Source organism: Ferrimonas marina (genome assembly GCF_900129905.1).
In the GTDB taxonomy this organism is placed as follows: Bacteria; Pseudomonadota; Gammaproteobacteria; order Enterobacterales; family Shewanellaceae; genus Ferrimonas; species Ferrimonas marina.
The window spans coordinates 90,659-105,191 of record NZ_FQXG01000006.1 but is presented as its reverse complement, the minus strand read 5'-3'; the positions used below and the strand labels follow the sequence as shown (position 1 = coordinate 105,191).

The window sequence follows — 14,533 nt, the reverse complement described above, 5'->3', positions numbered from 1 at the left end:
AAAAGCGCACACCTTGCCAAAGCCACCCCGCTGCCGTTACAGTCGTTGGCACTTAATCCCTCCGGAATGACATGGTGAAACGCGTTATTTTCCTGGCACTTGCCAGTCTGCTTATCGGTTTTGGCCCTGCGTGGGCGCAGAACGAGTCGCTGTCGGCGGAGGACCTGCTGCACGACAACTATGGCTACTATGGGCTGGAGCCGGAGATCGTCACCAACTACATCAGTGAAGGGCACCGCCTTGGTTACGTGCGGGTGACGGTAGAGCTGATGTTGAAGGACGCCGACACCATGGCGCTGGTGGAGCATCATGCGCCGCTGATCCGAGCGGCGGTGATCGAGATCCTCGGTCAGCAGGCCGAATCCACCATCAAGTCCCTGGCCGGTCGCGAGCAGATCCGCAAAAAGTGTCGCGACACCATCAACCTGCTATTGGAACAGGAAACCGGCCAGCCGTTGGTGGCCAACCTGCTGTTTACCCAATACCTCTACGACTGAGCCTCACGCCGGCGACGGTAGTGGCTCATCACCATCTGGTCGATGTGCACCTGAGTCGTGACATGCTCATACCATTGCGCCTTGGGCAACGCGCCAAACAGCGGCACCCCGCCACCGAGCACCACCGGGATCCGGGTCAGGATCAGCTCGTCAATCAGATCCTCTGCCATCAGGCTTTGGATGGTGCGACCGCCATCGATGTACAGCCGCCGGAAACCACGGGCGTTGAGCTCCGCCAGCCGCTCCTTCACAGGCCCATTCACGATCTCCACCTTGCCCTCCAGCTCACTGGGCACCTCGCGCAAGGTGCTGGAGAGGACAAATACCGGCTTGCTGTAGGGCCAGTCGATGCCAAAGCTCAGCACCGTCTCAAAGGTGGTACGCCCCATCACTAGCGCATCCACGCTGTCGACGAACGCCGCAAACCCAAAATCATTGCCCTCGGGATTGGGTAAGCTGTGCAACCAATCCAGCCCTCCTTGTTGATCGGCGATGTAGCCATCCAGGCTGGTGGCGATATAAACAACGTTGCTCATGGGAAACCTCAATCATGCTGTGTGCCGGGCCAGGCTTGTCGAAACCGTCCGGTTCAATTAAAATTCTACAGTGTAGATTTAATTCAGATTAGCGAGCCAGCAGCATGAGTGTCAAACAGAAAAAACGAGGAAGACCGGCGGGCAGCAGCAAGGCTCTGAGTAAGCTGATCATTTTGCAACAGGCAAAAAACCTGCTGGCTGAGCAGGGCAAGATCCCCACGCTGAGGGCACTGGCAGCGGAGCTGAACGTGGACCCCATGGCGCTGTATCACTACTTCGCCAACAAGGCGGCCCTACTGGAAGCGGTCACCGTCTCACTGTTGGAAGCAATCTATCAACCCAATCCCGAGGGCCAATGGCAAGCGGAGGTACGTCAGCTGTGTCATAGCTATCTTGAGCTGCTCAGTCGCTACCCCGGGCTGCTGGAGACCATGCTGAAGATGAGCACCGATGGACCAGCCCAGGTGTTCATCGCCCGGCTGGAGCAGGCTTTGACACCCTTAGCCCTGGCTAAAGTGGAGTTTGAGCCACTGCGTGACCTGCTGGCAGACTACCTGCACGGGGTCGCGCTGGCGATGCAGTGCAATCCGGGGGGGATCCCGGTCGGCTGTGTCGATGCCCCGCTGGATCTGATCTTCCGCGGGCTGACCTCCAGGTAACGGGATGAACGGCTAGCCCTTGGGCCAGCTCGGCGGCGCCTCACGCCACTGCTCCAGCTGATCACTCAGCTCCGGCAGCAGGTACTGATCTCCCTGAGTGGGTGGCTGCCAAAACTCGAAGCGCTGGCCCTCCAGCTCAAAGGCCAGTCCCAGCGCATGCAGGTAGGTTCGGTCGGCCGCGTTGCCACCGTACAGGGCATCCCCGAGGATCGGCGCCCCCAAGCTTTTCAGCGCCACCCGGATCTGGTGGGTACGACCGGAGCGGGGACGCAACAGGAAGGCACGCAATCCCGGCACCACTGACGCACTGACAAACTGGGTCAGGGCAAAGTTGTCACGATCGGGGGTGAGCTTCCAGGCGCCACGACGAGCCTTGGCCATGCCCCCCTTGATGGTTCCCTGTTTCTTTTTCGGCTTCTGATCCGACAGCGCCAGGTAGCGCTTCTCCACCTGGTGTGCAGCAAACTGCTCGGTGAGTGCCGCCGCACTTTGGGCCGAGCGGGCCAGCAGCAGCAAGCCGGAGGTGGGAGTGTCGAGCCGGTGTACCGGGTACAGCTTCTCCCCCAGTTGCGCCTCGGTTTGCGCCACCAGGCCCGGACCGCCGTCCTGGCTATGGAAATGCACCCCGGCGGGCTTGTCGACCAGCACAAAGGCAGGATGCTGCTCAAGGATGGGGATCATGATGGGTGGTCACTCCGATGGCGGGGACATATCCAACTTCTGCCAGCTTAGCTGGCGGAGTGGATCTCGATAAAGAAGCGGTACATTCCCTCGAGCAGGCTGTTCATCGCCACCGCCGCCAGGATCAGGCCCATCACCCGGCTGACCAGCGCCGCACCAGCATTACCGATCACCCGCAGGATGGGGCCTGCAGCCAACAGCAGGGCCAGGGTGCAGATCATCACCAGCAACATGATGGCGGCGGTTACCGCTTGCTGACTGACGGCAAAGCGGGCGTTATCGGTGAGCATCACGATGGCCAGCACCGCACCGGGCGAGGCGATGGAGGGGATTGCCAGGGGAAACACCGCCTGGCTCCAAAGATCGGCCTTCTCGAGCTGGGCCTCCCGCTCCGGCTTGCTGTCGCCGAAGATCATGGTCAGGGCAAACAGCAGCAGCACCAAGCCACCCGCCGCCTGGAAGGCCGGCAGGGGCACCTGCATCGCCTCCAGCATCAACTGACCAAGCACCAGGAAGAACAGCAGGGTCAGGGTAGCGATCGCCACCGCCTTAACCGCCACTCGGCGCTGCTGCTTGGCAGTCAAGCCGCGGGTTTGCGACATGAACACCGGAATGGAGCCGATGGGATCGATCACCGCCCAGAGTAATACGAACTGAGTGATCATCAAATCCAACATACGGCACCTCCTGCTTCCCAAAACCGCCTGAATTCTAACGCAAACTTCGATTTTTATCAGCCATGAGGCAGCTTTTAATCGAGTAAACTTTCAATCAATTCGTGCTGAGAAACAAAAACGCCCGGCACAAGGCCGGGCGTTTCTCTAGCAGGGTGAACGTCAGCGTTGCCACTGCTCCGCTGCCTGTTGATCGGCGTCCTTGGCATCCACCCAGACCGCGCCCTCATCACTGGTTTCCTTCTTCCAGAACGGCGCCCGGGTCTTGAGGAAATCGATCAGGTACTCGCAGGCATCAAAGGCCGCCTTGCGATGAGCACTGGAGACCCCGATGAACACGATCTGATCGCACAGTCGCAGGGGGCCGACCCGGTGAATGATGGTGACCTCGTCCAGCGGCCAGCGCTGCCGCGCCTCCGCCTCGATCTGATCCAGCACCGCCTCGGTCATGCCGGGGTAGTGCTCCAGGGTCATCTCGCTGACGTTCTTGCTGTCGCCAAAGTCACGGACCTTACCGACAAAGGTCACCACGGCACCGCAGCTGGGGTTGTCCGCCAGCTTGGCGTACTCATCGGCGACACTGAAGTCTTGGGTTTGTACGGAAATCATAGTAATACCTTAAAAGCGGAGGAGCAGGCCCTGGGACGCTGCGCTGCCAGGCACTAAGAGCCGATCGCTCTTACGTTCTATACCTGGCAGGGCTTAGCCCGACCTAGGCTCTTTCCTAACAGGGCAAAGCCCGTCCCGCACCCTACCTCTTAACCACCGGTAACCGGCGGGAAGAAGGCCACCTCATCGCCGCTGGCGATGGCGCTGTCCCAGCCAGAGAGGGTCTGGTTGATCGCCACCAGCACGTTGGCGTCGCCCAGTGCCAGTTGCCACTTGTCGCCGCGGGTTACCAGCTGCTGACGCAACTGCTCTGCGGTCAGCCCTTCCGACGCTTCCAGTTCCAGCTTATCTGTGCCGATCACTTCGCGGATCTGGGCGAAAAACAACACCTTAATCATTCTGCTTCCACCTTAAAATGGCCTGACTTGCCGCCACGCTTCTCCAGCAGACGGACGCCTTCAATCACCATGTCTTTCTGCACGGCTTTACACATGTCGTAGATGGTCAGTGCCGCGGTGGAGGCCGCGGTCAACGCTTCCATCTCCACCCCGGTCTGGCCCGCCAGTTTACATACCGCCTGGATCACCACACGGTTGTGCTCCGGCTGCGGCTGCAGATCCACCTCGACCTTGGTGAGCATCAAGGGATGGCACAGCGGGATCAGATCCGAGGTTTTCTTGGCTGCCATGATGCCGGCGATCCGGGCAGTGGCAAACACGTCACCCTTGTGGTGGCGACCCTCGACGATCATCGCCAGGGTTTCCGGAGCCATGGTGATGATCGCCTCGGCCCGGGCCTCGCGCTCAGTCACTCGCTTTTCGGTGACGTCGACCATGTGGGCGTCGCCATCGGCATTGATATGGGTAAATCCAGTCATTATTCGGCTACCGGCTTCAGGTGGGTCACGAAGTTGCACGGACGATGGGTGGCGTCCAGCTGCTCCTTCAGGATCTTAGTCCAGCCGGTACGGCAAGCACCGGTGGAGCCCGGCAGGCAGAAGATGGCGGTCTTGTTGGCCATGCCACCGATGGCACGGGACTGCACGGTACTGGTGCCCAGCTCCAGGAAGGTGATGTGACGGAACAGCTCACCAAAGCCTTCGATCTGCTTATCGAACAGCGGCGCCACCGCTTCCGGGGTGGAGTCCCGCTCGGTGAAGCCGGTGCCACCGGTGGTGATCACCACCTGGACGTTGTCGGAGGCGATCCACTCGGACAGCACGGCACGGATGGTGTATTTATCGTCCTTGATGATGCGACGATCCACCAGTTTGTGGCCCGCTTCAGTGAGGTTGTCGACCAGGTACTGACCCGACTTATCGGTTTCCAGAGTACGGGTATCAGACAGGGTCAGTACCGCAATGTTCAGCGGCACAAAGTTGGCTTGCGACAGGTGTCCCATAAGATTCTCTCGATTGCGCTCGATGGCGTTATTGTCGTGTCTCTATCCACCGATGGAGGCCAGGTGCGGTGTCGCCCCTGAGTTACCTTCCTGCAGATAGTGTGTGGCTTCTTTCTGCCCCAGTGCAGCGTGCAGGCGAGCAACCAGTTCCTCTTGTTGCGCGTCGGCGCCCAACAGATCCCGCAGTTCAATGCCGGCCTCGGTAAACAGACAGAGGTGCAGTTTACCAATGGCAGAGACCCGTAATCTGTTACAGCTGGCACAGAAATCCTTGGAATAGGGCATGATCAGACCGATCCGCCCGGCATAATCCGGGTGACTGTAGTTGAGGGCCGGGCCATCGTCGGCCCCACGGGGGTCGAGTCGCCAGCCCTCTTTGAGCAGCTGGGCCTGGATCACCGCCCCGGAAAGATGATGTTGCTGGAAGTAGTCGTGGTGCAGGCCCGTCTCCATCAGCTCGATAAAGCGCAAGTCCACCGGATGATCACGCAGGTAATCAAGGAACAGCGGCAGCTGGTCACCGTTAAGCTCCTTGAGCAGCACCACGTTCATCTTGACCTTGTCGTAGCCCACCTCCAGTGCCCGATCGATCCCCTGCATCACCTGATGAAACCGGCTGTCGCCGGTGATCTGGGCAAAGCGCTTGGGATCCAGGCTGTCCACCGACACATTGACCTGGCGCAGACCGGCGCGATGCCAGGCCTCGGCGTGTTCCGCCAGGCGATAGCCATTGGTAGTGGTGGCGATGCGCTCCACCCCGGGGGTCGCGGCCACCAGCTCCAACACGGATTCGAAGTCCTTGCGCAGGGTAGGCTCGCCACCGGTGATCCGCACTTTGCGGGTGCCGACCTGGGCAAAGGCCGAGAGCACCCGACGGATCTCATCGAGGTTGAGGAAGCGGGGCTTGCCGTCCGGTTTGTAGCCGTTGGGCAGGCAGTATTGGCACTTGAAGTTACAGGCGTCCGTGATCGAGAGCCGCAGGTAATGGAACCGGCGCCCAAAACGATCTTGCAGTTCTTGCATGTGTTACCTTTCCTAAATTCGAGGAAGGCAGGCCGACTTTCTCAACCTACCCCGGTGGCACTATTGCCACGGCCAGCGGGCCATATGCGTCACGTTTTTTTGGTTAACGCACTTAGGTGCCGAAGGCTCGGTTCACAACTGATCGCAGTGTAAAGTATAGCCACCCCAGCCCACAATCGACTGAGATCACTTTTTGTACGCATCAGTGCGAAGGGTTGTTCCATTTTGCGCATCTTACGTGCCCCTCGAGCGGAATTGCCGCTTTCCAGTCCCGCCTCAACCACAATTTTCACCAGAGTGTGATTCGCCTCACCTTTTCAGTAAGCTGACATCAGCAAAGGCGGCGTAATAACAACAAGCCTGACGCCAACCAAGAGGATGTGTGATGGAACGGGAATCGATGGAGTTTGATGTCCTAATCGTCGGAGCCGGCCCGGCCGGATTGGCCAGCGCGATTCGGCTGAAGCAGCTCAACGCAGAGCTGAACGTGTGTGTGGTGGAGAAGGGCTCCGAGGTCGGTGCCCACATCCTGTCTGGGGCGATCTTCGAGCCACGGGCATTGGATGAACTGCTGCCGGAATGGCGCACCATGGAAGCGCCTATCCGCACCCCGGTCAGTGAGGATGAGATCTACCTGCTCAAGGCTAACGGCGCCACCCGGATGCCCAATGCGCTGGTACCCAAGACCATGCACAACCAGGGCAACTTCGTCATCAGCCTGGGCAACCTGTGTCGCTGGCTGGCGGAGCAGGCCGAGGGGTTGGGGGTGGAGATCTACCCGGGCTTCGCCGCCGCCGAGATCGTCGTAGACGAGGGTGTGGTCAAAGGGGTGATCACCGGTGATATGGGGGTCGGCCAGGATGGTCAGCCCAAGGACAGTCATATGCCGGGGATGGCACTGCACGCCAAGTACACGGTGTTTGCCGAGGGCTGTCGTGGTCACCTGGGCAAGCAGCTGATCCAGCAATTTGCCCTGGACGAGGGCAAGTCCCCCCAGCACTATGGCCTGGGCATCAAGGAGATCTGGCAGGTACCGGCGGATCAGCATCAGCCCGGCAAGGTAGTACACACCGCCGGCTGGCCACTGGCGGAGAATGGCGCCAGCGGTGGCGGCTTCCTCTATCATGCCGACGATGGCCAGGTGGTGGTGGGGCTGATCACCGATCTGAACTACCAGAACCCCTACCTGAGTCCGTTCGAGGAGTTTCAGCGCTACAAGACCCATCCGGTGATCGCCAAGACCCTGCAGGGGGGCGAGCGGGTCAGCTACGGCGCCCGGGCCATCACCAAGGGCGGCTTCAACTCCCTGCCCAAGATGCACTTCCCCGGCGGCCTGCTGGTGGGCTGCGATGCAGGCACCCTGAATTTCGCCAAGATCAAAGGCTCCCACACCGCCATGAAGTCCGGCATGCTGGCGGCGGAAACCATCGCCAAGGCGCTGACTGAACAGCCCCAGGGCGGTGAGGCCCTGGCCGACTACTGGCAGCGCTTTGCCAACTCCTGGCTGTTCGACGAACTCTACCAGAGCCGCAACTTTGGCCCGGCACTGCACAAGTACGGCAGCGTTCTAGGTGGCGCCTTCAACTACCTGGATCAGAACTGGTTTAAGGGGCGGATGCCGCTGACCCTCAAAGACAAGGGCCAGGATCATGAGTCCCTGCTGCCGATCCAGCAAAGCGAGATGATTGAGTATCCCAAACCGGACGGCAAACTCAGCTTTGACCGACTCTCCTCGGTGTTCCTCTCCAGCACCCACCATGAGGAGGATCAGCCCTGCCATTTGCGCCTGGCCGATCCCGCCATCCCCACTGAGGTCAACCTGGTGCAGTACGCCGAGCCGGCCCAGCGCTACTGTCCTGCTGGGGTTTACGAGATTGTCGGAGAGGGTGAGGAGGCCCGATTGCAGATCAACGCCGCCAACTGCGTGCACTGCAAGACCTGCGATATCAAAGACCCCAGCCAGAACATCACCTGGGTAACCCCGGAAGGCGGGGGTGGGCCCAACTACCCCAACATGTAACAAGTTTGCGGGGCGCCTTGGCGCCCCGCACTGCATTCAGGCCATCAGCACCTGGTTGCGTCCCTCCAGTCGGGCTCGACGCAGGGTGTGCAACGCCCGCCGCAGCAGCTGTTCGCCGTCACTGCCCGGCTGCCATTGACTGATCCCCTGGCTCAGTGTCAGAACCGGCTGGATCGGCGAGCTGGGGTGGGGGATTTGGGCCTGGGCCAGGGATTCCGATAACTGGCGCGCCAAACGGGCGGCACCGCGGCGATCGGTGGCCGGCAACAGGATGGCGAAGGTGTAGCCGGTAAAGCGGGCCAGCAGATCACAATCCCGGTGGCAGGTCTGGCGCAGCAACTGGGCCACGTTCATCAGGCAGCGATCGCCATGGTCATCACCGAGCCGATCGTTGTAGCGCTCGAAGTAATCCACCTCCACCAGGATCAGTGCCAGTGGCAGCTTGCTGCGTCGGGACTCCGCCACCGCCTGGATTAACCGGTCATCAAAATAGTGACGGGCATAGAGCCCGGTCAGCCGATCCCGGTTACCGCGCTTGCGCAGTTGACGGCGCAGCCTCAGGTAGCGCCGGGCCAACCGGGTGCCCCGTCGCTGCCAGGCCCGGCCCTGGATCGCCAACACGGCCGCAGTCAGCGCCACCAGCAGGGATTGCAGTGAAAACAGTTGTCCGGGGGCCCAGCGGGCAGCCAATATCAGGGCCGGTCCGAGCAGAGCCAACAGGGCCAAGGGGGCTCCCTGCAGCACTGGGATGGCCGCCAGCGACAGCAGCGCCAACAGCGTCAGAGGCGGGGAGCCCAGCGCCAGGCCCGTAGCGCACAGGCTCATGCCCACCAGACCGGCTTGCACCAGCAGCGGCAAGGGACGGGGCATCAGCAACAGGATCAGGGGAAACAGGCCAGCGGCCAGGATCGCCGGTTGGGCCTGGGGCTCAGTGAGCAATAAGGAGAGTTGCAGCAGGCTGGCCAGTGCCCACAACCAAGGCAACAACTGGCGTGGCGAGCCGTTGGGGGTCAACTCCATTTGACGCCTTATCAAGAACGGGGACTGACTCCACTATAGTTGCCAAGGCGCCTCTGCGCCTCTGCGCCGCTCAGCCGCGGTGCAGATGCCGCCTCAAGCTGTCCGGCGGTACCGAACTGGCGGCCGAAACTGCGTAAGCGGCCCAGCGCGCCGCATCGGCCATCGCTTCGACTTCGCTGTGGCCCTTAACCAGCCCATTCAACAGGCCGGCGGCGTAGCAATCGCCGGCGCCGGTGCTGTCCACCAGCTCCGCCTCACAGGCGGGACAGTGCTGCTGACCCTCGGCATTGAACAGGGTGGCCCCTTTGTCGCCGTCGGTGACGATCACCCCCTTGAGCTGCGGGCCGGCAATGGACAGGGCAAAGCTCCAGGGATCCTCCACCTTGTGCGGGGTCAGGTCATCGGCGGAGGTGATCAGGTAGTGGCAGGGGCGTCGGCCCAGATCCTTGGGCAGTTGGCTGATCAGCAGCGCCCCCTGGTCCATCGCCTGGGCCATCATCGGCGCCAGCCCCTCGGCGGAGAGATTGACGTAGATCGCGTCAAAGCCCTGGGTATCCAGTGCCGGCGGCAGCATCAAGCGGGGCCGATTGGGGCGCAAGATGGTGCGCTCACCGCTGGGGTCCATCAGCAGCTTCAGCGCCTGGGTAGGGCCGACGTGGCGATGCACCAAGGAGCAATCGATGCCCTGTCGGCTGGCCTGCTCCAGCAGCCAGTCGCCCCGTTCATCTTCCCCCACCTGGCTCAGCAGTTGAACCTTGTGACCGGCCCAGATCAGCCCCAGGCTGGTGTTGGCACCGCCACCGCCTAAGCGAAACCCCTGCTCCTCATAGTGAATCCGGGCGCCGGTCTGCAGCGGCCGATTCAACCGGAGGATGTGGTCACAATTGATGTTGGCGATGACAAGAACCTGGGCCATGGGCAGCGTCCGATGCAAAGTTTGGCCTTAGATTATCGCCGTGACGCTGCGCCTTGTCATCTCAGCAAGGGGCCATATTGCGGTAAAAAAAATACTGCCCAAACGGGCCCCAGCCGCCGTTGGATCCCCTTTTTCATCAGCACTTACACAAGCACCTCTTTACTGTGACTGGGCGCACCTTGGCCCCAGAATCGCCGTGCTACCTTGCATACATATCTCAGAAATCCAAGCGCTTTTTTGGAGTGACACTATGGCTCAGGTTCGCTTTCCCCAGTTGTCCCAGCAGGCACTGGATTACGTCATGGGTGGCAAGATCAAGTCCCTTCTGGATCTGCAGCAACTCAGTCCCGGAGGTTACGACCTGGCCGAGCTGTCCGGTAAACGGGTGCCCACCCTCTATATCCATATCCCCTTCTGCCACACCCTGTGCCGCTTCTGCTCCTTCTTCCGTTTGAAGTACGACGAAGCCAAGGCACGGGAGTACTTTAAGCTGCTGCGGCAAGAGGTGGAGATCCTGGCCCAGGTTGGGGTGCAGTTTGATCGCCTCTACATCGGCGGCGGCACCACCACCATCATCGAGTCGGAGCTGATCGAGACCATCGAGCTGATCAAATCCCGCTTCGATATCCAGGAGGTCTCCTGCGAGTCCGATCCCATCTACTTCGAAAACAGTAACCCGCTAGCATTGAAGGGGTTGGTGGATCGCTTCTCCATCGGCATCCAGAGCTTTGATGATGAGATCCTCAAGCACAGCGGGCGCTACGAGAAATTTGGCAGCGGCGATGCCATCGCCGATCTGTCCGCCCGGGCCATCGCCGAGTTCCCCACCATCAACCTGGACATGATGATGGGCTTCAACAACCAGACCCCGGATGCCCTGACCGAGGATCTGATGCGCGCCAGCGCGCTGAAGCCGGGCCAGATCACCCTCTACCCGCTAACCCTGGGGGTCGGCAAGAACCGCAAGAAGGCCGGTAAGCTGGCCGGTAATCCCGCGGATCTGCTGGGGCTGTACCAGACCGGCCGCAACGTGCTTGAGCCTGGCTACGAGCGGGAGTACGCCTGGACCTACCGCCGCGCCACCGGCCTGCCGGTGGAGCACGATTACGTGCTCGACGGCGAGGACTGCGTCGGTATCGGCTGCGGCGCCTTTGGCCGCATCGGCAACAAGTTCTACCTCTCCTCCTTCAACCTGGATGACTACGCACGCCGGGTAAAAGCGGGCGAGCTGTCCTGCACCAGCCACAAAGACCTGAGCACGCCGCTGATGCGCCGTTATCACCTGCTGATGATGATGGTCAAAGGCCACCTGCCCAACAGCGTGTTCGAGAAGTTGTATGGCCGCAGCCTCTACACCGCCCTGCCTGCCGAGATGGCGTTCCTGCGACTGCACGGCGCCATCGTGCCCAGCGCCTGCGGTGACGGCTACCGAACCACCCCCACCGGCGAGTTCGTGGCACTGAAGATGTTCTCCGGTTTCCTGGCCGGGATGGACTGGCTGCGGGAGCAGGCCGGCAGTGCCGCGGAAGAGGCCCAAATAGCTCGGGGTCAGGCCATCGAGGTGCAGGCCGCCTAATCCCGACTGTTCTCAGGCATACCAAAACGCCGCAGCGACCCATCGCTGCGGCGTTTTCGATTCTGGGAGCCTAGCGAAGCCAGCGGCGCCAGAGACGAAAAAGGCCACCCGAGGGCGGCCTTTCTTCCAACAACAACGCGACCTACATGTCGGACGCTTTGAGCGGACGGCGCAGCTCAGCGCGCACATTGTCCATACCGGTGTAGAAGTTCTTCATCATCAACAGGCCCATCATCAAGCCATTGGGGGTGGCCTGCAGCTTGTCGGCGTCGTTGGGATCGGTCTCCAGACCACCAATGGCGTGCATGAAGGCCATCTCCTTGGTCAGCGCGGTGTAAAGGTTGGCGTCGTAGCCCTCCTTGAAGTAGCGCTTGGACAGGCGACCGCCGAACATGCTCAGCAGGAAGCGGTACTGCAGTACAGCCTTGCGATCGTAGGCCTTGGAGGACTCGACCCCCATCTTGCCGTTGGCGATCTTCTCGTTGTAGCGACGCAGCGAGAAGCTGTTCACGTACAGGTTATCGTGCAGGAAGCTGAAGCTGCCGGAGCCCAGACCCAGGTAGTCGTCGGCGTTAACTACGTACTCGTCAAAGCCCTCGTCGTTGGACTTGCCGAACGACCAGGCGGTCAGCTGCTCGTAATCCCCACGCAAGGAGTTGAGGATCAGGGCGTAGTCCTTGCGGATATCCTGGTTGATATTGGCCAGGTTGGCCTTGGTGCCGATCTTGGTGGCGGCATGACGCTTGGTCAGATCCGACACCATCAGCGGGTAGGTGGTGATCTGGCGCGGGTTCAGCTTGCGCAGGGTCGCCATATCCTGGGCCAGCACCTCGGTGGTCTGGCCGTCGAAACCAAAGATCATGTCGACGTTGAGGATCGGGAAGTTCTCTTTGGCCCGAGCCAGCTTCTCGAACACCACCTCCGGCTCACCGAACTTCTCCAGCCGGTCGGTACGGGCCAGGATGTCGCGGTCAAAGCTCTGCACGCCGACGGAAAGACGATCCACCAGGCCGTGCAGCTGCATGAACTCGGTGGAGGTCAGGTGCAGCGGATCGGACTCACAGGAGACCTGCTTGATCGCCGGGAACAGGGTCTTGGCCAGCTCAATGGTCTTGGCCAGCTCATCCACCAGTACGGTGGTGGTGCCGCCGCCGATGTAGAGCTCTTCGAAGTCGTAGCCCAGTGCCTTGGCCATGTGCATCTCCTGACGCAGCGAGGCAAAGTACGCCCGCGCCTTCTCCTCCTTAAACAGGAAGCGGTGGAAGGTGCAGAAGGAGCACAGGGTGTGACAGAAGGGGATGTGCATGTACAGGGTGTACTTGCGGCCCTCAATGGGTGCCGGAATGGCATCGCACGCGCGGGTGTCCATCTTCAGATGGCGTTTGGTGTAGTGCTGCATCAGGCTTTCCATGCTGCTGAGCATCCACTTAGGGGTGGTGATCTCGGCAGCGTTGTGGATTGCAGCGTTATTCAATGCGCGTTCGGCTAATGACATGAATTCACTCTCTTTGGCCTAGGGGAAGCCCGGACTGAAATCGATAGTTGCAAAACTCGCAACGCTTGTGTCAGGGCGCGTCCATAGAATAGGGCGAACCCACCTCAAACGTCAGCCCATAGCGCCGATTTTGTGAGCAATGAGCAGTGAATGTTTCAAAAATGGGATCCATCCGGCACTGAGGGCGGTCAAACTCTGAAGCTGTCTCTCACCTGCGGACAGAATGTCCCGCTATTGCCTTATTGCCGCCCGTTCTGGCTTCGCCATAAAAAAAGCCCCGCGATGCGGGGCTTTTTGGGATCAGTCATCACGGCCTCAGGGGCGGTGAGTTACTTCTCCATGGTCTTCACAGTGCCGTTGGCCTTGATCTCGTCGTACCGGAATGATCATAGATGGTGCTGGACCAGCACCGCCTAAATCACTTCTCCATGTACTTCAGAGTACCGTTGGCCTTGATCTCGTCGTACCACAGATCGTGGTGCTGGATCGCCCAGTTCTCATCACAGTAGCCGGAGATCATGCAGTCCACGCCACCTTCAGACATGACGGTCGCCATGAAGATGTGAACGATGGAGAAGGCACACAGCACGATGGCCGCGGCGCCGTGAGCCAGGACAGCGATCATGCTGACGGTGCGGCTCGGCTCTACCAGGTTCGGGAACAGCAGGATCACGCCGGACACGGAGATCACCAGACCGAACAGAACGAAGGCCCAGAAGAACAGCTTCTCACCGGCGTTAGCAAAGCCCGCGTGCGGGTGCTTGCCCTTGAACGGACCGAAGTTGATGTAGCCACCAACCACCATGAACCAATCCAGGTCGTAACGCGCCGGGATCTGGTTCTTGGCCCACTTGATGGAGATGATGATCCAGCCCAGCATGAACGGGATCGCCATGTAGTCGTGCACCAGCTTGGAGACGTTGGCCATACCGGCAAAGGCGCCAGTACCCAGCAGCGGCTCGATGATGAACTTACCGGACAGCAGAACCAGGCCGGTCACACACAGCAGCAGACACGGGATCGCGGCCAGCCAGTGCAGGAACACGTCGGTCTTGGACCAGCGGTACACCATCTTGCCGGAGAAGCCCTTCTCCAGCTTGGAGATGCCGTTGATGGCGATGAACGCGATGAACACCGCGATCATGCCGAACAGGGCGAAGAACATGGCGTAGGACAGCCAGTCGTTACGCCAGTCGAGCATACGCAGGTCGTAGCTGTTGATCAGCTGCGGGTGGTGCTCGTTGAGGGAGGTGGTGCGGCCTTCGGCGCCCTGTTGGATCGCCTGCCAAACCACCTCTGCCTCGTTGCCGGCCTGCGGCGCGATCTCACCACCGTTCGCCAGCGCCAGGCCAGAGAACAGCATTGCGATCAGCAGCACAAACGGCTTCAGTGCTTTGTTGAACATAAGTGCTCCTTAATGAGCGTG

Annotated in this window: 16 protein-coding genes and 1 riboswitch; of the genes, 4 read left to right on the top strand and 12 right to left on the bottom strand. The window is 60.7% G+C overall.

Translation table 11 applies throughout. From position 1 onward, the window contains the following. Positions 1-71 precede the first annotated feature (71 nt). Positions 72-497 carry a flagellar basal body-associated protein FliL gene (locus BUC04_RS15075; protein WP_067659609.1) on the top strand — a complete coding sequence of 142 codons (426 nt, stop codon included), beginning with the start codon at positions 72-74 and terminating at the stop codon, positions 495-497. On the opposite strand, the gene BUC04_RS15070 is transcribed toward BUC04_RS15075, so the two are convergent. Then, positions 488-1,033 (bottom strand): dihydrofolate reductase family protein, encoded by a 546-nt coding sequence (locus BUC04_RS15070; protein WP_067659612.1) that lies wholly within the window; start codon positions 1,031-1,033, stop codon positions 488-490. The genes BUC04_RS15075 and BUC04_RS15070 overlap by 10 nt on opposite strands. A 173-nt stretch (positions 1,034-1,206) precedes the next feature. On the opposite strand from BUC04_RS15070, the gene BUC04_RS15065 reads away from it, so the two are divergent. Continuing rightward, the gene (locus BUC04_RS15065; RefSeq protein WP_234977427.1) at positions 1,207-1,692 is read left to right on the top strand and encodes a TetR/AcrR family transcriptional regulator; all 486 of its coding nucleotides are present in this window, start codon (positions 1,207-1,209) and stop codon (positions 1,690-1,692) included. Positions 1,693-1,704: 12 nt separating this feature from the next. Here the strand turns inward: BUC04_RS15065 and BUC04_RS15060 are convergent, their stop codons facing one another. The 7 genes from BUC04_RS15060 to moaA form a co-directional block, all read right to left on the bottom strand. Next, positions 1,705-2,373, bottom strand: coding sequence for a TIGR01621 family pseudouridine synthase (locus tag BUC04_RS15060; RefSeq protein WP_067659618.1), 669 nt, complete (start codon positions 2,371-2,373; stop codon positions 1,705-1,707). A gap of 47 nt (positions 2,374-2,420) precedes the next feature. Beyond that, positions 2,421-3,050: a MarC family protein gene (locus tag BUC04_RS15055; protein ID WP_067659621.1), complete on the bottom strand. Its 630-nt coding sequence runs from the start codon at positions 3,048-3,050 to the stop codon at positions 2,421-2,423. Positions 3,051-3,209: 159 nt separating this feature from the next. Beyond that, a complete protein-coding gene (moaE, locus tag BUC04_RS15050) occupies positions 3,210-3,656 on the bottom strand; it encodes a molybdopterin synthase catalytic subunit MoaE (protein WP_067659624.1) in 447 nt (148 codons plus the stop codon). A 149-nt stretch (positions 3,657-3,805) separates the two neighbouring features. Further along, complete coding sequence (moaD, locus tag BUC04_RS15045) at positions 3,806-4,054, bottom strand: molybdopterin synthase sulfur carrier subunit (protein ID WP_067659626.1); 249 nt, start codon at positions 4,052-4,054, stop codon at positions 3,806-3,808. Continuing rightward, positions 4,051-4,536 (bottom strand): cyclic pyranopterin monophosphate synthase MoaC, encoded by a 486-nt coding sequence (gene moaC / locus BUC04_RS15040; protein WP_143165767.1) that lies wholly within the window; start codon positions 4,534-4,536, stop codon positions 4,051-4,053. Before moaC ends, moaD begins: the two co-directional genes overlap by 4 nt. After that, positions 4,533-5,057, bottom strand: a complete 525-nt coding sequence (gene moaB, locus BUC04_RS15035; RefSeq protein ID WP_067659632.1) for a molybdenum cofactor biosynthesis protein B — start codon at positions 5,055-5,057, stop codon at positions 4,533-4,535. Before moaB ends, moaC begins: the two co-directional genes overlap by 4 nt. Before the next feature lie 42 nt (positions 5,058-5,099). Further along, the gene (moaA, locus tag BUC04_RS15030) at positions 5,100-6,080 is read right to left on the bottom strand and encodes a GTP 3',8-cyclase MoaA (RefSeq protein WP_067659635.1); all 981 of its coding nucleotides are present in this window, start codon (positions 6,078-6,080) and stop codon (positions 5,100-5,102) included. Further along, positions 6,068-6,225: riboswitch (molybdenum cofactor riboswitch) on the bottom strand. It overlaps the preceding gene by 13 nt. 240 nt (positions 6,226-6,465) lie before the next feature. Here moaA and BUC04_RS15025 point away from each other — a divergent pair. Further along, positions 6,466-8,100 carry an electron transfer flavoprotein-ubiquinone oxidoreductase gene (locus BUC04_RS15025; protein ID WP_067659638.1) on the top strand — a complete coding sequence of 545 codons (1,635 nt, stop codon included), beginning with the start codon at positions 6,466-6,468 and terminating at the stop codon, positions 8,098-8,100. Positions 8,101-8,136: 36 nt separating this feature from the next. Here the strand turns inward: BUC04_RS15025 and BUC04_RS15020 are convergent, their stop codons facing one another. Further along, positions 8,137-9,120: a GGDEF domain-containing protein gene (locus BUC04_RS15020; RefSeq protein WP_067659641.1), complete on the bottom strand. Its 984-nt coding sequence runs from the start codon at positions 9,118-9,120 to the stop codon at positions 8,137-8,139. 70 nt (positions 9,121-9,190) lie between these two features. Then, a complete protein-coding gene (locus BUC04_RS15015; RefSeq protein ID WP_067659644.1) occupies positions 9,191-10,036 on the bottom strand; it encodes a PfkB family carbohydrate kinase in 846 nt (281 codons plus the stop codon). Between the two features lie 250 nt (positions 10,037-10,286). Between BUC04_RS15015 and BUC04_RS15010 the strand changes: the two genes are divergently transcribed. Next, positions 10,287-11,612: a coproporphyrinogen III oxidase family protein gene (locus BUC04_RS15010; protein WP_073325975.1), complete on the top strand. Its 1,326-nt coding sequence runs from the start codon at positions 10,287-10,289 to the stop codon at positions 11,610-11,612. Positions 11,613-11,754: 142 nt separating this feature from the next. Here the strand turns inward: BUC04_RS15010 and BUC04_RS15005 are convergent, their stop codons facing one another. Then, the gene (locus BUC04_RS15005) at positions 11,755-13,107 is read right to left on the bottom strand and encodes a coproporphyrinogen III oxidase family protein (RefSeq protein ID WP_067659647.1); all 1,353 of its coding nucleotides are present in this window, start codon (positions 13,105-13,107) and stop codon (positions 11,755-11,757) included. 418 nt (positions 13,108-13,525) lie between these two features. Further along, entirely contained in the window at positions 13,526-14,512 is a 987-nt protein-coding gene (locus tag BUC04_RS14995) for a formate dehydrogenase subunit gamma (RefSeq protein WP_067659653.1), read from the bottom strand. Positions 14,513-14,533: the final 21 nt, after the last annotated feature.